Origin of the sequence: Runella rosea, from assembly GCF_003325355.1 — a bacterium.
GTDB lineage: Bacteria > Bacteroidota > Bacteroidia > Cytophagales > Spirosomataceae > Runella > Runella rosea.
This window is the reverse complement of the sequence record NZ_CP030850.1, coordinates 4,901,881-4,922,896: the sequence shown is the minus strand read 5'-3', so window position 1 is coordinate 4,922,896 and position 21,016 is coordinate 4,901,881. Positions and strand designations below refer to the sequence as shown.

Sequence of the window (21,016 nt, the reverse complement as noted above, 5' to 3'; positions counted from 1 at the left end):
CGCCAAATGAATTGATAACACCTGTGTCGGACGGTTTTGCCCCCTCTGACACAGGTGAATTTTTAGAATACATATTTATTTTCGGCAATCATCGCATCGGCAATGCGGCGACGGGCATTTTTAGTGTTCATGGGTTCAATCTTAGTGAACCGCTTCAAGCCCATCAGCATCACACGCAACTCATCGCCTTCGGCAAAGCCCATGATTGCAGACTTGCCAGCACTGTTGATTTTCTCCACCGCTTCGTGCAGGTAGCACATTGCTAAATCTTTTTGCAATGCACAGGCTGCTTCGCCCTTCATCCCAATGAGTTTTTCGGTACGTAAAACCGCTGATTCAGCCGCGTAAATTTCGATGGCCATGTCGGCCACGTTCATCAGGATTTCCTGCTCATCCGAAAGCTTCATCATAAATTTCTGCACCGCCGCACCCGCAACCATCAGAGCTGCTTTTTTCAAATTTTTGATGACTTTCTTTTCTGCGGCAAACGGGGTTTCATCGTCGCTCACGCTAAAATCAGGAATAGACATGATTTCTTTACCCACCGCCATAGCAGGCCCCATCAAGTCGATTTCACCCTTCATGGCGCGTTTGAGCAACATATCGACTGTCAACATACGGTTGATTTCGTTGGTACCCTCAAAAATCCGGTTGATACGAGCATCGCGATACGCGCGGTCCATGGGTGCATCGGCCGAAAAGCCCATACCACCGTACACCTGAACACCTTCATCTACCACATAATCAAGTACTTCTGAGCCATGCACTTTCATCATGGCACACTCAATAGCAAACTGCTCCAAGGCTTTCAGTTTTGCTTCGGCATCCGAAAGGCCTTTTTCTTTCAAATCAGCGATGGCATCGTCAATGTTCTGCCCTGCACGGTAAGAAGCCGACTCGGAAGCGTACAGCTTCACGGCCATTTCGGCCAATTTATACTTAATCGCCCCAAACGTGCTGATTGCAATACCAAATTGTTTGCGCTCGTTGGCATATTGAATCGCTTGCGTAGCAACCTGCTTCGCTCCGCCTACCGCCGCCACGGCCAATTTGATACGACCGATGTTCAGGATATTTACGGCAATTTTAAAACCGTTACCGCGATCGGAAAGCATATTTTCAACCGGGACATGACAGTCATTGAAGAAAATCTGACGCGTATCGGAGCCTTTAATACCCATTTTATGCTCGGGCTCGTTCATGGTGATACCCCCGTAGGTTTTTTCTACGATGAACGCCGTCAGGTTTTTATCGGTTTTTCCGCCTTCGTCAATTTTGGCAAAAACGATGAACACATCGGCAAAACCGCCGTTGGTTATCCACATTTTTTGCCCATTCAAAATATAACTTTTGCCATCTTCGCTCAACACCGCTTTGGTCTTGCCCGAGTTGGCATCCGAACCTGAATCAGGCTCAGTAAGACAATAAGCGGCTTTCCACTCGCCCGAAGCAAGTTTGGGCAGGTATTGAGATTTTTGATCTTCGTTTCCGTAGTATAAAATAGGCAACGTTCCGATACCTGTATGAGCCGAAAGGGCTACCGAGAAGGAATTGCCAGCACCCGTGGCTTCTGCCACGAGCATAGAAGTATTAAAACTCATTCCAAAACCGCCGTATTCTTCTGGAACCGCCGTACCCAACAAGCCCAATTCTCCGGCTTTATCCATCAACGAAGACATCAAATCGGGCGATTTGGCTTTGTCAATTTCTTCTACACGAGGCCAAATTTCAGTAGCCAAAAAATCACGGCACGATTGAGCAATCATCAATTGCTCTTCGGTAAACTCTTCGGGAATAAATACTTGAGAAGCATCGGTGTCTTTAATCAGGAATTCTCCTCCTTTAATACCGGCACGATTTTCTACTGCTGTCATGGTCTTTAGGAATTTTGTTATTGTTCTGCTCAGGTACAAAATTAGGAGAAACAAAAATAGTATGCAAGCATACTATTGAAAAATTTTATACGCAGAATAGTTATGTTTGCAGAAAATTTGTGAATGCTTTTATCCCAGTAGAAAGGCATCAGCGTAAATATGACCGAGACACTCACCCTATCGCCCGAAGTACTTGCCAAATACGAAATTGTGATTGGCCTAGAAGTACATTGCCAATTGCAGACCAACACCAAGATTTTTGCGTCTGATGCCAATCAATTTGGCAGTGAACCCAATACCAACATCAGCGTGATTACGCTGGCGCATCCGGGCACCTTGCCCAAGTTGAATAAAAAAGCCGTTGAGTACGCTGTAAGAATGGGCTTGGCGTGTGGGTGTTCCATTACCAGAAATACGATTTTTGACCGCAAAAACTATTTTTATCCAGATCTACCCAAAGGTTATCAGCTTTCGCAGGATAAATTCCCGATTTGTGTCGGCGGTCAAATTCCCGTGACGTACAAAGATAAACACGGAAAAACGGTCGAGAAAGCGGTGCAAATTCACCACATCCACTTGGAAGAAGACGCTGGCAAGTCAGTGCATGACGGCGCTTTGACCGATACTTTGTTAGATTATAACCGCGCTGGTACCCCCCTCATCGAGATGGTGACCGACCCCTGCATTGGTTCTGCGGAGGAAGCTGGCGCATTTTTGACCGCCGTTCGGCAGTTGGTACGGTTTATTGATATTTGCGACGGCAATATGGAAGAAGGTTCGCTGCGTTGCGACCTCAACGTTTCGGTTCGTTTGAAGGGTACGCTGCCCTTGGGAACGAAGGTGGAAGTTAAAAACATGAACTCCATTCGAAACGTGATGAAGGCCGTAGAAACGGAATTCCGCCGACAGGTGGAAATGGTGGAAAATGGGGAAACTATTTTGCAGGAAACGCGCATGTTTGACCCCGAAACGGGCGAAACCTCAGGAATGCGGGTGAAAGAAACCATGAACGATTACCGTTATTTTCCCGAACCCGACTTGGCCCCAGTATTTATTTCGGACGCATGGATGTCCAAAATTCAAGACGAAATGCCGCCGCTGCCGCGTCAATTATTTGAGAAGTTTACCACAAAATACGGACTGTCGGCGGGTCATGCAACTACACTAACCGACACCAAAGAGGTAGCTTTGTATTTTGAAGAATTGAGTGCCAAGGCAGAAAATTACCAAGCGGCCGCCAATTGGGTTTTGGGGCCTGTCAAAACGTATTTAAACGAAAATTCCGACAAGACTGCCGACCAATTTCCACTTTCTCCTGCTCAATTAGCAGAAGTAATCAAATTGGTAGAAAGTAATCAAGTAAGCCACACGACGGCTTCGCACAAGCTTTTGCCGATTTTGCTCGAAAATCCAACGCAAAATCCACTAGAAGTAGCCAAACAAAATAATTGGCTTCAAAACAGTGACGCCAGTGCTTTGGAAGGCATCGTCGATGAAGTTTTGGCCGCGATGGCCGACAAAGTACAGGAATTCAAAAAAGGCAAAAAAGGATTGATGGGCTTGTTTGTGGGCGAAGTGATGAAAAAATCCAAAGGCAGCGCCGACCCAAAAGTGGTCAATCAGTTATTGGGCAAGAAACTCGGGTAAAGCCGTATCATATCATATAATAACTTTTGATGGTCAGTCGTTTACGTAATAATACTACTCGACTGCACCATGAAAAAGCTCTTTACTTTCACTTGTCTATTCAGCCTACTTCACTCGGCGTATGCTTCGCACCTACTTGGGGGAGAAATCCGCACCCGACGTCTCACAACTCAAGGGCTGACGTATGAAATCAGGGTACTACTTTATTGTGATGAAGTCTCGGGAAGTTTGGCCAATGACGGCCAAAACAATATTACTGTTTGTGTAGGAGAAGGAAAGCAAACCCTTACGGCCACTCGTCAGTCAAGAGTAAAAGTAACCCCAAAAGTATCGTTAAGTACCTACATTACTCAATATACCTACGCAGCACCTGGTACATTTACGGTTTCTGTGTCTATCGAAAATCGCAATTCAGGCCTCGCCAATTTCAATTCCGTTAATACCCCTTTTTATATCCAAACTACGTTTGCAACTAATATTATAAATACCACTCCAGTGTTGAATACCGTAGTAGGAACCCAAGCGGCTTATTCAAAACAAGTATTTAGAGATAATGTAAATGCCGTTGATGCAGAGGGAGATAGCCTAATTTATCGTTTAGGAGTGAGCAAACAAAGCCAACCCGGCACTTGTACTGTCAAAGATATTGCTGATTATCGGTACCCAAATGAAGTAACCCGCGAAGGTGTCTTTCAAATCAATTCACAAACGGGTGAGCTTACATGGAATGCACCTGTACAAGTAGGCAGCTACGCGTATGCCATTATTGTGGAAGAATGGCGTGATGGCGTACGCATCAGTGAAACCCAACGGGAAGTGACATTACAGGTAATTGACCAAGGAGATGACCCAGTCATTATTCCGCCTTTTGAATATCCGGGTAACGGTCTGATTACAAGTATAGAATCTGAACTGCGAGAATATTTACAAATTTTTCCTTCTCCCGCACAAAACAGCGTGAAGGTTTCTTATTCCTCAACTAAGCCTGTTAAGGTCTTATTTCAACTTATTGATGTAAAAGGAAAAATCGTGGACGAATATCATGAACCCGAACGGTATCTGACACACATCCACGATTTTAATGTAGGGAATTTACCGCAAGGTATTTATCTTATCAGAACAATAGCCGATAAAATAGTTATTGGAAAATTTATAAAAGAATAATTCCTCAGGCATTCTTTACCAAATCCACCAGCGTTTCTATCCAAATCGGGCTATCGTTGAGGCTTTCGACGAGTTGCCAATGTTTTCCGCCCGATTCTTCAAACAATTCTTTGTATTCTTCGCCTACTTCAATGGTAGTTTCGAGGCAATCGGCCACAAATGCGGGCGAAAATGCCAATACGCTTTTGATTCCCTTACCAGGTAATTCTTTGATTACATCATCCGTATAGGGCTGTACCCAAGGCGTTTTGCCCAAACGCGACTGAAAACTCGTCATGTATTTTCCTTCGGGAATGTTGAGTGCTTTAACCAATAAACGCGTCGTTTCAAAGCATTGCGCTCGGTAACAATGCTGATTCATGGCCGTAAGTGAGCCGCAGCATTCACCAAATCGGCACACACTGCCAGTCACATCTCCTTTCGTAATCTGACGCTCGGGCAAACCGTGGTAGCTAAATAGAAAATAATCAAATTCATGCTCGGCCATGTATTTTTGGGCATTCTGCACAAACCCTTGAATAAATTTGGGGTGATTCACAAATTGATTGACAAAGCGGAGCTCTGGCATCACTTGCCATTTTGCCAATACGCGCATTACTTCTTCATATACAGAGCCAGTGGAAGCCGAAGCATATTGGGGGAAGAAAGGAATGACAATAATATCCGTCAAACCCATTTTCTGAAATTCCAATAAGCCAACTTCAATGGCAGGATTCTGATAACGCATCGCCAACTTTACCACGTAGGCATCGCCCAGCTCGTCCTGCAACAATTTTTCTACCCGTTCTCCGTAGATTTTCAAAGGAGAGCCTTCTGGCAACCATAGTTCTTTATAAACCTTCGCCGATTTGGGAGCTCTAAAAGGTGCGATGATCAAATTGACCAGCATAAACCGCTGAAGATAAGGAATATCAATCACCCGTCCATCCATCAAAAACTCACGGAGGTACTTACGTACATCTGGGGTGGATGGGCTGTCGGGGGTTCCTAAATTAACAATCAATACGCCCGTTTTTCCGAGCTTTTTTTGCGTAGCTGGAATTGATTCAGAAACAGATGAGGTCATTTTTTTGATAGAGACAAAAGAAAAAAGCTGATTAAATTTGCCGTTTTGAAAATAAGCGATGAATTTATTCTATTTACGCAACAGCGAAGCCGTTAGTTTTACAATACTTTCTAAATACAATTTTAAAACTCAAATCAGAATAAAAAGTTTCTCACATCGTTCGCTTTCTTAATGTATCAAGCAACACCCTTCACTTGTTATTCTGACTTGTTTGCTACAAAGGTAAGCGTGAGCGTTGAATTAATGACATAGAAAAACAGCAAAAGACTAAAACTACAAACCAACCATTACCTTTGTAAAGAATTCAAGTCCAACAGAAGAACTTAACAAGTAACGACATAAGCCATGGGATTCAGTTTTGACTATCGTAAACCGCTCGTTATTTCCGAAATCGGTTGTAACCACATGGGCGACTTTGGGATTGCGAAGGAGTTAATCAAATTATCGAAAGAGTGCGGGGCCGATTATGCTAAATTTCAGAAACGCAATGCACGCGAACTTTTAACAGAAGAGCAATATAATTCACCGCATCCTACTCCTTACAACTCCTACGGAAATACCTACGGTGCTCACCGCGAATTTTTGGAACTGACCTGGGAACAACACGCCGACCTCAAAACCTACGCCGAGTCTATCGGTATCGGCTACGCTACCTCGGTCTGGGATATGACTTCTGCCCACGAAATCATTGGCCTCAAACCAGATTTTATCAAGGTTCCGTCGGCTTGCAATAACAATTATGAAATGTTAACATTGCTGCGTGATGGCTACGCGGGCGATATTCACATTTCATCTGGAATGACCACTCTTCTTGAAATTGAAGAAATCGTTGCTTTCTTTGAAGAAACCAATCAGGCCCAAACCCGTCTTGTGCTATACAACTGCACTTCTGGATACCCCGTACCTTTCAAAGACATTTGTTTATTAGAAATCAATCGTCTGTACGATATTTACGGCAATCGTGTAAAGGAAATCGGTTTTTCGGGACATCACCTTGGCATTGCGGCCGATATTGCCGCTTATACGCTGGGAGCTCGTTGGATTGAGCGCCATTTCACCAAAGATCGTACTTGGAAAGGTACCGACCATGCTGCCTCGCTTGAAGTGCCCGGCTTACAAAAACTAGTCCGCGATTTGCACCACATTCAGCAAGCGCTTACGTATAAAAGCACCGAAATTCTGGATATTGAGGCCGAACAGCGAAACAAACTCAAATACCGAAAAACGCCAACCGTTTAATCATTCAACTTTTTTATATTTTGTCACGACCCAACGTACTGGCCATTATTCAGGCGCGGGGAGGTAGCAAAGGCCTTCCCCACAAAAACCTGCTTCCCTTGGCGGGGCATCCGCTCGTGGCCTACAGTGTGAAGGCTGCGCTCGATACGCCCTCCATCAGCCGGACCATCATTTCTACGGATTCGAAAGAAATCGCCGCCGTAGCCGCCCGTTACGGGGCCGAAGTTCCGTTCTTACGCCCATCCGAATTTGCCCAAGATTTAAGCACCGATATTGACGTTTTTACCCACGCCTTACAATGGCTGATGGATAACGAAAACTACACCCCCGATGTGGTGGTCCAGTTGCGTCCTACGTCGCCTATCCGTACGGTGCAGCACATGGAAGAGGCCATTCAGCGCCTCCTTGATACGCCCGAAGCCGACAGCCTACGCATGATTACGAGTGCGCCCATTACCCCTTATAAAATGTGGCTGTATGACGAAGAGACGGCTTCCATGCGTCCGCTACTGCAACATCCGACATTGCCAGAACCATACAACGAACCACGGCAAAAATTACCATCCGTCCATTGGCAAATCGGTACGCTGGATGTGATTCGTCCATCCGTTATTTTAGAGAAAAAATCCATGTCAGGCTACCCGATTTTGCCATACGTTTTGCCTTTTGACTACGCCATCGACATTGATGACATGAACAGTTTCCTCAAGGCCGAGGAAGTAATGCAGCGATTGGATTGTGTTAAATTTCAACCTAGTTTAGTAAACGATTGAGCCTCTCTACCCAACTTCCTCTCTTGGTCATTGGCGCTGGCTCCATCGGCGAGCGGCACATTGAAATCCTGCAATCGATTGGTTATCAAACCATTCATGTATACCGACAACGGATGTTACCATTAAGAAATATCCAGAATGAAAGTGTCCATTGCTTCACCGACTTTCATGAGATTGAGGTCATCAAACCTTACGCAGCCATCATCTGTACGCCCACCGCGCAACATCTTGCGCAGGCACTTGAATGCGTAAGACGCGGGATTCATGTATTGGTTGAAAAACCGTTAGCGAACCATCCCGAAGGAATCCATGAATTGAAGAAAGAGGCAGCCCAAACCAACAGTTTGGTCCAAGTAGCCTATATGCTGCGCTACCATCCTTTGATGGGGCAACTGAAATCCATTATTGACGACAAACATTTTGGCAATTTGCTGTCATTCAGCACGTATTGGGGCGAATATTTACCCAATTGGCACCCTTGGGAAGATTATCGCAATTCGTACGCGGCCAAACGTGAATTGGGTGGTGGTGTCGCCTTGACACTCAGTCATGATCTTGATATTGTCAATTGGCTGGTGGGAGAATTACCCATGCATTGGCAGCGGTCTTATAATTATCGCTCCAACTTAGAAGTAAACGTAGAATCTGGGGCATCATTTTTGCTTGAATACATCAGCGGAATCACGGGTGTTGTGCAGCTGAATTATTACCAAAAAGTACCCAAAAGAACCTATGAACTGGTATTTGATGATGCCGTGGTGACGTTCGATTATTTCCAGAATAAAATCATCATTCAAAAGCCTCACGGTGTTGAAACAATCGAGGAACCTCATTTTGAACGTAATGAAATGTTTCGGCAACAAACCCTTGATTTTTTAAAGAATACAACCTTGTCTTCTACCGCCTCGCTCACCGAACAGTATCTGCGGGAATCGGAAGCCATTCTAAAAATGTGTAATTAAACCATGCAAAAGTTAAAGGGGAAAACCATTTTATTCACGGGTGCATTCGGACTGATTGGCAAAGAAATCTGCACGCACTACATGAACGAAGGCGCGCGGGTAGCCTGGGCCGACATTCGGATTGACTACGACACCGTGGCGTGGCTGCAAACTCATTTTAACGAGGCTGATTTTATCGTGGTTGAAATGGACATTACCAACGAGCAACAAGTGGCCGACGGAATCGCCAAAATCGTGGCTCATTTCGGAACCCTTGATATCTTGGTCAACAACGCCGCGATTGACGCCAAGTTTGATAAAACGGGTATGTCGCAGGTCAATCAAAGCCGATTTGAAAATTACCCTCTTGACCTATTGCGGCGGTCGGTAGAAGTAAACTTAACGGGTACTATCATTGTGACCCAAGCAGCCTGCCGTCAAATGTTGGACCAAGGTTACGGCAATATCATCAATGTAGCTTCTACTTACTCGGTGGTGGCTCCCAATCAGGATTTGTACGATTTTGGGCAGGGTACGCAAAACTACAAACCCATTGATTACATCGCCTCCAAATCCTTTATTCCAAATTTTACGCGTTACATTGCCACTTTTTACGCCAAAAACAACATTCGGTGCAACGCCGTAGTCCCTCACGGGATTTTCAATAACCACGACGAAGCTTTCTTAACCAATTTCGCCAAACTATCGCCACTGCAACGCATGGCCAATCGTGAAGAATTACGCGGGCCTTTTACACTGCTGGCATCGGACGAATCTACGTACATGACGGGCTCTGTTTTGATGGTAGATGGAGGATGGACGGCTTGGTAATCAATTATTATAGAATGAATAACATCAAATTGTTTTTGACCGACGTAGACGGTGTTCTGACGGATGGCAGTATGTACTATACCGAAAGTGGTGACGAATTTAAACGTTTCCATACTTACGATGGTATGGCGTTTGAATTGCTTCGGAAAGCTGGTATAAAAACAGGCATCATCACTTCCGAAAACACCCAAATCGTGGCGCGTAGGGCGGCCAAGATGAAAGCTGATTATTTGTATCAAGGCAAGCGCGACGGCGGAAAACTAGCCGCTGCCGAGCAAATTTGCACCGAAATGGGCATTACGCTGGCCCAAGTTGCCTACATTGGCGACGATATTAATTGTCTGGAATTATTGAAAGCCGTAGGTTTGCCAGCCTGCCCCGCCAATGCAAGGGCAGCCATCAAAAAAATCCCCCACATTATATTACTCGAAACCCATGGTGGCGACGGAGCCGTGCGCGAATTTGCAGAATGGATCTTAGGTCAATAATTCATAAAAACGTGTAACAGTACGCTTGTGTATTTACAAAAATCTTCCTCCACTGGTTATTATTGGCTTTCTATCCTGAGTACCCTATACTTAGCAGGATATTTTTTTTATTTAACCTTTTATGCGGTTGATGTTCCCTACATTGATGATTACGATGCCCTTTTACAATACATTCTGACGTACGAAAATGCCAGCAGTTTGGGCAAAATCAAGTCTTTGTTCTTGCCCCATAACGAACACATTATCGTGATGACGCGGTTGTCGGCGTGGCTTAGTTATGAACTGACAGGACACCTCAGTTTTCGCGATATTATACTCTTTGGTAACGGCCTGTTGGTGCTCCAATTGGCGATGCTTTTTAGATTATTTCAGCCTTCGCTGCGTTTTTCACCTGTTTATTTTTTTATAGTAGTATTGGTTTTTATCAACCCTCAGTATTCCCCCACTTCTTTTTGGGCAATGGCCATTTGGTCAAATATCTGGGTTTTTATTCCCATAACCCTCGGCATTTTTCTGTTAACAAACCCAAAAAAATGGGCGTGGGCCATTCCCGTGGCCATATTGGCCCAGTTCAGCAACGGCAGCGGAATCATGATTTGGCCCGTGGGTGTTTTTATTTTATTGATAACTAAACGTCCTTTGCACCACTACCTGATTTGGGTCGTGGCCGGAGGTATCAGCTGTGTGGGGTATTTCTACCTCATGAGCCTGCAACCAGCGGCTCCGGGCGCTTTTGAGTTGCGGAATTTGGAAATGCTCCCCTTAAATGTATTGGCCTTTGTAGGTGCTTGTGGCGCGCTCATTGGCGGCATAGCCGGGCAGACAATGGCCGTCTTGCTGGGAAGTTTAGTGGTGGGCATGTCGTTTTTAATGTGGATTAACTATCGAAAGACCAACGACCGCAAGGACTTGATTTTAGTGTCTTTGATGGTTTTTATCTTACTGGCGGCGCTGACGGTCGCCCTGTTCAGGGCCGAAAAGGGCATGGGCATTGTCATTGGAGGTCGTTATCGGCATTATTCTTCTTTGTCCATCGCCATTTGTTTTCTGATGAGCTTTCGTCTTATTACATTCCGTGTAAATCGTCTCATGGCATTCCTCCCCTGGGTGGTTGTGCTGTTGATGACAGGTCTGAGTTATTTCCGAGACTTTGGGTTGCGCCTCACCACCGAATGGCGAACCGTGGCTGACTATTATAACCTCCTGCACAATCAGGCCGACGTGTATACCACCGACGGAACGCCTCGTTTTGGAAAAACAACCTTACAGGCCCATCAAACTGGACTATATAGAGTACCTTTGCGCTACGATTTAGCACATCAATTAAAAACGGCTACGCTTCTTTCCTTTGCTCCAACCCCACAAATCGAACGTAATGAAGTAGAGAAAGTTGACACCGTTGTTTGTGGAAATTACTGGTTACTGAAAGAACCTCAGTTTCAATTTCCGTCCTCTTCCAAAGATGCTTTGTACGCTGTACTAAGTCAAGGCCTTCGTCGTTATATATTTCCGACTTCTTCTTCCCGTAACTCCTTTTCAGCGATGATAAAAGAGCGCTATTATTTCAAAAAAGGGCTGGAAGTAGAAGTATATGACTGTTATGTTTCACTGGCGAACGCCAAAATTGCGTGGCTCCAAGCGGGTGATAAACCTAAACTATACGCCACAAATACCATTATTACCGTTAATCCATAAACCACTCATTCGTTTTGTCGCTTGATTATCGAAACATAGGTGTACTTTTTAGCCTAAACACGCTTAATATCTTCCTGAACGTAGTTGTTTCGACGCTGACGGTGTACATTTTCGGTACCACTCCAAAAGTCGAAGCATTTTTTGCAGCGTCCTTACTAGGGACTGCCGTATCTCGCTTCGTGAATACGGGCCAACTCGTCGAAATCGTCGTCTCCCGCTACCACCGTACCAAGCAGGAAGTAAGCAAGCAAGCCGCTATGTCTATCATTGCCACGCTCTGCAATTACATGACAGGCATTGCTCTTTTGTTGACTTTGGTTTTTATCGCAAGCGGAACAGGCATCATCAATTTATTGGTTCCAGGCTTTCAAGAAGACACAAAATGGAGTATTTGGCAAATCTATTGTATTACGGGCTTTTTGATGCCTATTCAGATTGCCACTAATTTGTTTCAGGGATTGCTCAATGCGGAAAATATTTACGGCAAAGTAGAAATTACCAATACGGTTTCACTCGTTTTAAACGTGTTGATTTTAGCCATTTGGGGCAATCCAAACAGTGTAGCAAGCCTGGTAGCTGGGCTAGTCATCAGCGTTTTGGCTCAGTTTCTGACCATTCTTTACTATTTACGACAAATAGGCTACCAACATTCATGGCTCACGCGCAACCCTTACTTTCCTTTGCGAGATTTGGCCCGTACGCTGTCGGCCACTTCGACCTACATGATAAGTGTTCAAATCTATATATTTCTTTTCAACGCCGCCCTCTCACTCCTGCCGCCTGGCAGTTTTGCCATTTATCGTTATGCCGAAATTATTTACGGAAAGGTAGCCAGTGTTTTTATGCTGCCCATTAGTACAGTTTTTTTTAACGAAATAAATCGTTTGCTCCATCAAAACAACGGCCAATCCATCAAGGCATTTGTTTCAAAGAACTTGAACTTTTCCTTTTTTATTGGCTTCATGATTATGTTGCCTTTTTGGGCGGGCGGCAACTACTTGCTCTGGACCTTTTGGGGGGGAGCCAAATTCAACGAGCATGACGTCACTGCCGTTTATGAACTGCTCTGTATCTTCTTTTTGTCGATGATTTGGTCGGGCCCTTACATGATATTCCGAAAACTGGCCGTTACGGTGGGGCGTCCGGAGTTACTTTATTACTACTGGAGTGTCACTCACGTAGTTTCGGCGGCGATTGGATATGCGCTCATTCATACGCTGGGCTTTCGGGGAGTGATGATTCAGGTATTTGTCCATAACTTCCTGATGTCGCTTGTGCCCATTCTTGCCGTTCGATTGGGTAAAAGAACTCATTTTGGATTTTATGAGCCAAAGGAAATTTTCAAAATTACGTTGGCTTTATTGGGTGGAATAGGAGTTATTTGGGGAATCAAAAGTTACTGGGCTGAAATGGCCGCCTATACAAAATTGGAAAGTTTTCTGGTAGGTGCTTTTCTGGCCATACTGTCATCACTTGTGTTTGTAGGGGGTAACCTTCTCCTGAAGGTACATGATATTAACCTTATCAGCAGCAAGATTTTAAATCGGATTAAATAAAAATTCAAGTCCAAAGTGCATTAACTAAGCCCTGGCAAAATGCCGCAATTTGCTCATTTATGAAATGTCACCTTTGTAATCATACTGAGTTCGACGACCTTATGGCGTACCGAGCTGTGTCAAATGATGTTATTTTTCAAAACAGCCGTTTGGTAAAATGTAAACGCTGCGGATTGAATCAAATCAATCGCACTTTTACACAGGCTACCCTGACGGATTATTACCAAAACCAATACGACCGCGATTCTATTTATCAGGTTTCGCCCGAAAATTTCCCTAAAGACAACCTTTTTTCAGTGTCGCGCGGGCGGGCCTTGGCCAAACTACACCAAAAACTAGCACTTCCAACTCCTAAAACCGTGTGTGATTTGGGCTGTGGCTACGGACATTTGCTGTACGGTTTCAGTCAGTTTTTTCCGCAGGCACACTATACAGGAGTGGAATACGACCCCAATACGGAAGCTATTTTAAAACGCCTGAATTTTGATTTTAAATTAGGAGGAATCGACGATATTGATGAATTACGGGGGAAAGTAGACGTCTTGATTACTTCACACGTTTTTGAGCACGTTGTAGACCCCAATCAATTTGTAGACCAATGTAAAAATCTCCTTAGCCCTCAGGGGGTATTTATCTGGGAAATGCCCAATTCAGATCCTTTTAATCTCGCTTGCGAACGCCGCCACTCGCCCCACATTTGCCTTTGGGACATTGATACGCTTCGAAAAGTATTGGAAAATCACGGCTTAACTGTGCTATTCTTAGACACGGCGGGCAAGAAATATAGCTTTGTTGATAGTCTGGAAAAAGGGATAATCAAAACCGCTGGATTATTTATTCAAAATATGTTTCAAAAAGAGACAAATAACATTTCGCTGTCGGATAAAGACGCTATCGGTTTCAAACTAGACCTTTACGGCAACAATCGACGCAATCTTAGGGTGATTGCCCGTAAGTCTGACAAATAAATTAGGGGATTTAGGTCATGAAGTACTTAGTTTTTGGGGTCCAGATTTGGGCGAGTACGATTATTCAGTAAATTTGCCACGTTTTTGGAAAATCCTCGTTGACCATAAGACTTCTTTCGACCTAACTGCACTATGTTCCCATTAGCTACCCCGTCAATTCCCGACGTTGTTCAATCTATCCCTTTACAAAACTACGTTCTGTTAGCAACGACTTTGTTTATCATCGGTATTGTGGGTGTATTGACTCGTCGTAATGCGCTTATTATTTTCATGAGTATCGAATTGATGCTCAATGCCGTCAATTTGTTGCTTATCGCTTTTTCGACCTACAAATCCGACCCTGTAGGTCAGGTTTTTGTCTTTTTTATTATGGCGGTAGCTGCGGCCGAAGTAGCCGTAGGATTGGCGATTATCGTAATGATTTATCGTAATACGCGTACTATTGATATTGGATTCCTGAACAAGTTGAAGTGGTAATTTTCTGATTTGGAGATACGACATCGGCTATTTTCAAATTTTTAAATTCTCAAATTGAGCAATTTATGAACTCATCCTTACTTTTTTTAATACCTCTTTTGCCGCTCATTGGCTTTATCATCAATGGGATTGGATTTCGTCATGTTCCTAAAAGCCTTGCGGGCGTTATCGGTTCGGCAGCATCGCTCGGCTCGTTTGCCATTTCAATTTTAGCCTGGAACGCCTTTGAGGGTCAACCACAGGTGGTGAAACTGTTTGATTGGATTTCCATTGGTCAGCTAACCATTCCTTTTGCCTTCCAGATAGACCAACTATCGCTCCTGATGCTCATGGTCGTTACGGGCGTGGGTTCGTTGATCCACATCTATTCAATGGGTTATATGCATCATGACGAAGGTTTCGGAAAGTTTTTTGCCTTCCTTAACCTGTTTTTGTTCTTCATGCTATTGCTCGTGATGGGCTCCAACTACGTCATCATGTTTATCGGTTGGGAAGGAGTAGGGCTTTGTTCTTATTTATTGATTGGTTTTTGGAACAAAGTGACCAACTACAATAACGCCGCCCGCAAAGCCTTTATCATGAACCGTATCGGAGACTTAGGCTTTCTATTGGGTATTTTCATGATTATCCAAACCTTTGGCTCAGTCGAATACCTTGAGGTTTTTGCCAAAGCGGCCAATGGTAGTTTTAGCATCAACGATACCATTATTGTGACCATTACGGCTTTGCTCTTTGTGGGTGCCATGGGGAAATCGGCCCAAATACCTCTTTATACCTGGTTGCCTGATGCGATGGCTGGTCCAACGCCCGTATCAGCACTGATTCACGCCGCTACGATGGTGACGGCGGGGATTTATATGGTGATTCGTTCCAATGTGTTGTATTCGCTTGCACCAGCTACATTGGGCGTGGTAGGCGGCATTGGATTGTTGACTGCAGTAGTCGCGGCCTCTATCGGTTTGTACCAAAACGACATCAAAAAAGTACTGGCTTACTCAACCGTGAGTCAATTAGGATACATGTTTCTTGCGTTGGGCGTAGGCGCTTATACCTCGGCGATGTTTCACGTTATGACGCACGCATTTTTCAAGGCCCTTTTGTTTTTGGGCGCAGGAAGCGTGATTCACGCCATGTCTGACGAGCAAGACATTCGCAACATGGGTGGTTTGCGTAAGCACCTCCCTGTCACGTTCTGGACATTTTTGATTGCCACCTTGGCTATTTCGGGAATCTTCCCGCTTTCGGGATTTTTCTCAAAAGACGAAATTTTAGCGCACGTATTTGAGCATAATCAAATCATGTGGGGAATTGGCTTGTTTACCTCCATGATGACTGCTTTTTATATGTTTCGTTTATTGTTTGTGACGTTCTTCGGTGAGTTCCGTGGTACACATGACCAAAAGCATCACCTGCATGAGTCACCCGCCACGATGACCATTCCGCTGATTATTTTGGCGGTATTGTCAGCCGCAGGCGGTTTGCTAAACATTCCTCACGTATTGGGCGGAGGAGAATCACTATCGCATTTTATGGCTCCGCTGTTTGAGTTGTCAAAACAGGTCAATCCTGATTTGTTTGAAGGTCATTTGGAGCATTCTACCGAGTATATCCTGATGGGCGTATCGGTAGGGGCAGCGGTCTTGTCTATTTTGTTTGCCTATAATCTTTTTATGAGCAAAAAAGTAGTTCCTGCGGCCGACAAAGACGTAACGGGCTTTCCCAAGGTTCTACAAAACAAGTATTACGTAGACGAATTTTACGAAGCCGTGTTTGTCAATCCCATGCGTAAGTTATCCGATGTGCTGTATAGCTTCGGTGAATTCCTGATTGATTTGGTGGTAAACGGCACGGGCCGTTTGGTACAGTTCCTATCGGGGCGTCTGCGTTTGTTGCAAACGGGAGAAACAGGATTTTATGTTTTTGCAATGGTCCTTGGGATTTTGGTGATTTTGGCTTGGAATCTTTTATTGAAGTAAGATTTCTTTCTTTTAAAATCTAAGAAGAGCAGTATTCATTAAACAGTTAAAAACGCAATTGTAATGATTCAAACCTATTTATCATCTCTGATAGCACGAAGCGACAGCATGGTTTCTTCGTACCTGTTGGTTGGTAGATTTTGGAAGGTTAGAGTTACGGTTGTTTCCTGTTTTTTGGTTTTGATGTTTTCGTTTCCCAATTACTATTACTTCTTAAACAGTAAAAACCACGATTACGCTTGGGATTTTATCCACCAAAAAGTAAAAGACCCTTTTGGTGAAAACAAACAGCGATTGGGAACTAATGAGCACAACAAACAATACAGGTTGACGCCAATATTGATTGCGGGAATCTTAGACACTACGCACAAGGTACGGGTGGTTGGTTTGCTGACCTTGATTGAACATCTATTTGGCATCGCCTTCTTTTATCTAGTGCTTAAGCTAGCGTATGAAATTACGGCAGACAAACTGATTTCGAGCTATTTTTGTATTGGCTTCAGTTTTATCTTTTTAGGGAAGGATTTCTTTTGGGATGTTTCTACTTGGCTAATTCCGTTCGCTTACTTTTTCACATTGCTGGCCGTTGTTACCCGAAACACCCCCGTACTGTTTCTGAGTTTGTTGTTAGGATTCTGGTCTGACGAGCGCACGCTCCTATTTTCACCCATCTTGCTATTATGGTGGAAGTTGTACATTCCTGAAAAATTCAAAGCATTCTCGTTGGTTTACATCGTCAATATCTTCCTGTATTTTGGGGTCAGATATTACCTCTTCACCCATTTTATCAAAGGCACAGACTCCTATAAATTACATCCTCGGAGTACAGGAGCTGATTATTTCTGGTGTCTTTACGAACAGTTTCATAATATACCATTAGGAATGTTGCTCCCTTTTGAAGGATATTGGCTGTTTCTCATATTTTTTGTAGTGTATGCCTATCAAAGTCGCCGAACTGTAGATTTTAAATGGTTTTTATTGGCATTTATCACTTTTTTAGGAGCGCTGGTAGTGTCCTTCAGTATTCTCGATACAACCAAAAGTTTAGCCTTAATCTTTCCGCTCCTGTTTATTACCTTAAAAATGCTGCACAAGACCGAAAGCCCAGTTTTTGTGAAGAATGTTGTAATAACGGCGGTTTGTATATCTTTTTTTTTCCCAACCTATTATTTTAAGGGTGATTATACTTGGATGAGTCCTGTTTATTATACGCCCGTCAAAGAGTCAATCGGTTGGCTATTGAATACTTTTGTACACATTTAAACGAACGAATAAAATAGTTTAACGATATAGGTGAATTATGCTTACACTTTCCCTCATACTCATCCCGTTGATTGCGGGTATAGTTTCCTTAAGTACAAAAAACAACAGCGCTAAACAACTTGCTCTGGCAGGGTCCATCATTGAATTGGGATTGGCAATTTTTATTTTTACGCAATTCCAAGCGAATGCCAGTGCGCAATTTAGCTTCAGCTATCCTTGGATTAAGTCCGCAGGAATTTTATTTGCTGGCGCCATAGACGGTATCAGTTTACTGCTGGTCATGTTGACAGCCTTCCTGACGCCCCTCATTATTCTCTCCACGTTTCGCCAGCCGTACAAAAATGCCTCGGCCTTTTATGCCTTGATTTTGTTTATGCAGTCAGCCTTGATGGGGGTATTCACCGCCACTGATGCCTTTTTGTTTTACTTGTTCTTTGAAGCGGCTTTAATACCTATTTACTTTTTGGCCGCCGTTTGGGGAGGCGAAAATCGCATCAAAGTCACGTTTAAGTTTTTCGTTTATACCATCTTTGGAAGTTTGTTTATGCTGGTAGCTCTGGTGTATTTATATTACCAAACCACGGGTACTCAAGGACACACTTCTGAAATCACCGCTTTTTATAAATTGGCTTTGGATGCTCAAAAGCAAGGTTGGATATTTTGGGCGTTCTTCATTGCCTTCGCCATCAAAATGCCCGTATTCCCTTTCCATACTTGGCAGCCCGATACTTATACTGAATCTCCTACGCCAGCCACCATGTTATTGGCGGGGATTATGCTCAAAATGGGGGTTTACGGCGTTATTCGTTTTATTTTACCAATCGTCCCGCTGGGTTTACAAACCTGGGGCACCACGGCTATTGTTTTATCGGTCATTGGAATTGTATACGGTTCTATCATCGCCATCCAACAGCGTGATATGAAGCGCCTTATTGCCTATTCTTCTTTTGCCCACGTTGGTCTAATGTCAGCAGGGGTATTCTCACAAACCCTAAGCGGGGTTCAGGGGGCATTAATTCAAATGCTTGCTCACGGTATCAACGTAGTGGGTTTGTTTTTCATCGTGGAAATCATCTTTTCAAGAACCAAAACACGCAATATTGAGCAACTTGGCGGGATTACCCAACGTACACCCAATCTCACAGTTTATTTCATGATTTTGATGCTTGGCAGTGTTGCCCTACCATTAACGAACGGGTTTGTCGGTGAGTTTTTGTTATTGAAAGGGGTGTATGAATCAAATATTTGGTTGGGAGCCATTGCAGGAACAACTATCATTTTAGGGGCGGTGTATATGCTTCGTCTCTTTCAAAAATCAATGTTTGGCAATAAGACATCCTTTACTGAACACTTTGCTGACTTATCTTTCAGTGAGCGTGCCGTGTTGGTTCCGTTGGTTGTAATGGTATTTTGGATGGGCTTATATCCCAATTCATTCCTAAAATTGACTGAGCCAGCCGTCAGTAACCTTTTACAAATGATTCATTACTAAATTGAAACGGGCGGCTCGATTTGCTCATTCGGTCATCTGAGATTACCACATTACATTCTAAAATTGAAACATTACTAAAATGCTTCCAATCGTACTTCTTTCTATACTGGGCCTTGTGGTTTTGTTTTTGGGTTTCCAAAAATCAAAAAACCTTTTGCTTCCCGCTACCCTTTTAGTACTGGCAATTGTATTAGTGGCCAATTTTCTTCATTGGAACGATACGCCATCGCTGTATTTTAAAAATATGCTGTTCGAAAACAAGTTTACCATGGCGTTTTCGGGCATTGTTATATTCTCTGCTTTTTTGATTGTGGCCCTTACCCGGGGCTTTGTGGATGATGAGTCGGCGCAGCCAGCTGAATACTACACACTCATGTTATTTTCATTGGTAGGTGCCGTGATGATGATTGGCTTCGAAAACCTAATCATGCTTTTTGTGGGGATAGAAATCCTATCGGTTTCGATGTTTATCTTAACGGGAAGTGATAAAAAGAACCTTCGTTCCAACGAAGCTGCGCTAAAGTATTTTTTAATGGGAGCATTTGCCACGGGGATTATGCTCTTTGGGATGGCCTTATTGTACGGCGCAACGGGTTCGTTTAACCTTACCGCTATCAAAGGCTATGTAATGGTCAACAATGCACCCTCCGCCATGCTTTATGTCGGGTTATTGATGCTGTTGATTGGAATGTTATTTAAAGTATCTGCCGCACCGTTTCACTTCTGGACCCCTGACGTATACGATGGAGCTCCTACGATTTTTACGACGTATATGTCAACAATCGTCAAGACGGCGGGTTTTGCGGCCATTTATCGTTTATTATCTGGCTCTTTTTCAGGAATTTACAGTTTTTGGTGGATGACCCTCGCCGTCATTACCGTCTTGACCCTTTTGGCAGGCAATATTACGGCGGTCTATCAAACAAGTTTCAAACGGATGATGGCCTACTCAAGCATTTCGCACGCGGGTTATTTGCTTTTGAGTTTAACCGCCCTCACCAACCAATCTCAAAGTGCCATTGTGTTTTATTCACTGGCCTATTCTATCGCCACCATCAGTGCGTTTGGTGTCCTGATGCTTGTAGCCAAAGAAACGGGTGTTCATTCGTACGAAAATGCCGAGCGTTTTGAGGCCTTCAACGGCTTAGGAAAAAAGAATCCGTTATTGGCTTTTGTATTAACCGTATCCATGCTGTCTCTAGCAGGAATACCGCTTACGGCTGGTTTCTGGGGTAAGTTTTTTGTTTTTTCCAGCGCTGCCGACCGTGGCCTTACGTGGATGTTAGTCATAGCCATTTTGATGTCTACCGTTGGTATTTATTATTACTTCAAAGCCATCATTGCTGCCTACATGCGCGAAGGAGAGTTGGGCGCTATCAAAGTGTCGCCTTTCTATCGTTTGATATTGATTGCTACTACAATCATTACGCTTGTGTTCGGGTTAATGCCCGATTTTCTGAAAGGATTAGTATAAATTTTAAGTTTTTGCTCGTCACATCCGACAGAGAGTTGTAAAAAAAAGGGGTATTTGACGAAATATATTGTACTTTTTTGATAAAAACTTTT

Annotated in this window: 17 protein-coding genes; 15 read left to right on the top strand and 2 right to left on the bottom strand. The window is 43.8% G+C overall.

Annotated features, from left to right (window positions below):
• Positions 1-62: 62 nt before the first annotated feature.
• Positions 63-1,874, bottom strand: a complete 1,812-nt coding sequence (locus DR864_RS20445) for an acyl-CoA dehydrogenase FadE (RefSeq protein WP_114068714.1) — start codon at positions 1,872-1,874, stop codon at positions 63-65.
• A 159-nt stretch (positions 1,875-2,033) separates the two neighbouring features.
• On the opposite strand from DR864_RS20445, the gene gatB reads away from it, so the two are divergent.
• Both gatB and DR864_RS20435 read left to right on the top strand, forming a co-directional pair.
• Positions 2,034-3,521, top strand: a complete 1,488-nt coding sequence (gene gatB, locus DR864_RS20440; RefSeq protein WP_114068713.1) for an Asp-tRNA(Asn)/Glu-tRNA(Gln) amidotransferase subunit GatB — start codon at positions 2,034-2,036, stop codon at positions 3,519-3,521.
• Between the two features lie 69 nt (positions 3,522-3,590).
• Positions 3,591-4,685 (top strand): T9SS type A sorting domain-containing protein, encoded by a 1,095-nt coding sequence (locus DR864_RS20435; RefSeq protein ID WP_114068712.1) that lies wholly within the window; start codon positions 3,591-3,593, stop codon positions 4,683-4,685.
• A 4-nt stretch (positions 4,686-4,689) separates the two neighbouring features.
• Here DR864_RS20435 and hemH read toward each other — a convergent pair whose 3' ends face one another.
• Positions 4,690-5,751, bottom strand: a complete 1,062-nt coding sequence (gene hemH, locus DR864_RS20430; RefSeq protein WP_114068711.1) for a ferrochelatase — start codon at positions 5,749-5,751, stop codon at positions 4,690-4,692.
• Positions 5,752-6,096: 345 nt separating this feature from the next.
• On the opposite strand from hemH, the gene DR864_RS20425 reads away from it, so the two are divergent.
• The 13 genes from DR864_RS20425 to DR864_RS20365 all read left to right on the top strand — a co-directional run bounded on the left by DR864_RS20425 (position 6,097) and on the right by DR864_RS20365 (position 20,924).
• Complete coding sequence (locus tag DR864_RS20425) at positions 6,097-6,990, top strand: N-acetylneuraminate synthase family protein (protein WP_114068710.1); 894 nt, start codon at positions 6,097-6,099, stop codon at positions 6,988-6,990.
• Positions 6,991-7,010: 20 nt separating this feature from the next.
• Positions 7,011-7,763, top strand: a complete 753-nt coding sequence (locus DR864_RS20420) for an acylneuraminate cytidylyltransferase family protein (protein WP_114068709.1) — start codon at positions 7,011-7,013, stop codon at positions 7,761-7,763.
• A complete protein-coding gene (locus DR864_RS20415; protein ID WP_114068708.1) occupies positions 7,760-8,725 on the top strand; it encodes a Gfo/Idh/MocA family protein in 966 nt (321 codons plus the stop codon). Before DR864_RS20420 ends, DR864_RS20415 begins: the two co-directional genes overlap by 4 nt.
• Before the next feature lie 3 nt (positions 8,726-8,728).
• A complete protein-coding gene (locus tag DR864_RS20410; protein ID WP_114068707.1) occupies positions 8,729-9,535 on the top strand; it encodes an SDR family oxidoreductase in 807 nt (268 codons plus the stop codon).
• A gap of 14 nt (positions 9,536-9,549) precedes the next feature.
• Complete coding sequence (locus tag DR864_RS20405; RefSeq protein WP_114070384.1) at positions 9,550-10,023, top strand: 3-deoxy-D-glycero-D-galacto-nonulopyranosonate 9-phosphatase; 474 nt, start codon at positions 9,550-9,552, stop codon at positions 10,021-10,023.
• 27 nt (positions 10,024-10,050) lie between these two features.
• Positions 10,051-11,718, top strand: coding sequence for a hypothetical protein (locus DR864_RS20400; RefSeq protein ID WP_114068706.1), 1,668 nt, complete (start codon positions 10,051-10,053; stop codon positions 11,716-11,718).
• A gap of 14 nt (positions 11,719-11,732) precedes the next feature.
• A complete protein-coding gene (murJ, locus tag DR864_RS20395; protein ID WP_162794001.1) occupies positions 11,733-13,274 on the top strand; it encodes a murein biosynthesis integral membrane protein MurJ in 1,542 nt (513 codons plus the stop codon).
• A gap of 101 nt (positions 13,275-13,375) precedes the next feature.
• Positions 13,376-14,242, top strand: coding sequence for a class I SAM-dependent methyltransferase (locus DR864_RS20390; protein ID WP_162794000.1), 867 nt, complete (start codon positions 13,376-13,378; stop codon positions 14,240-14,242).
• 132 nt (positions 14,243-14,374) lie between these two features.
• Entirely contained in the window at positions 14,375-14,719 is a 345-nt protein-coding gene (gene nuoK / locus DR864_RS20385) for an NADH-quinone oxidoreductase subunit NuoK (protein ID WP_013928043.1), read from the top strand.
• Between the two features lie 65 nt (positions 14,720-14,784).
• Positions 14,785-16,695: an NADH-quinone oxidoreductase subunit L gene (nuoL, locus tag DR864_RS20380; RefSeq protein ID WP_114068703.1), complete on the top strand. Its 1,911-nt coding sequence runs from the start codon at positions 14,785-14,787 to the stop codon at positions 16,693-16,695.
• 63 nt (positions 16,696-16,758) lie between these two features.
• Positions 16,759-17,958, top strand: a complete 1,200-nt coding sequence (locus DR864_RS20375; RefSeq protein WP_162793998.1) for a hypothetical protein — start codon at positions 16,759-16,761, stop codon at positions 17,956-17,958.
• 37 nt (positions 17,959-17,995) lie between these two features.
• Positions 17,996-19,450, top strand: a complete 1,455-nt coding sequence (locus tag DR864_RS20370; protein WP_114068701.1) for a complex I subunit 4 family protein — start codon at positions 17,996-17,998, stop codon at positions 19,448-19,450.
• 79 nt (positions 19,451-19,529) lie between these two features.
• Positions 19,530-20,924: an NADH-quinone oxidoreductase subunit N gene (locus DR864_RS20365; protein ID WP_114068700.1), complete on the top strand. Its 1,395-nt coding sequence runs from the start codon at positions 19,530-19,532 to the stop codon at positions 20,922-20,924.
• The last annotated feature ends 92 nt before the right edge of the window (positions 20,925-21,016 follow it).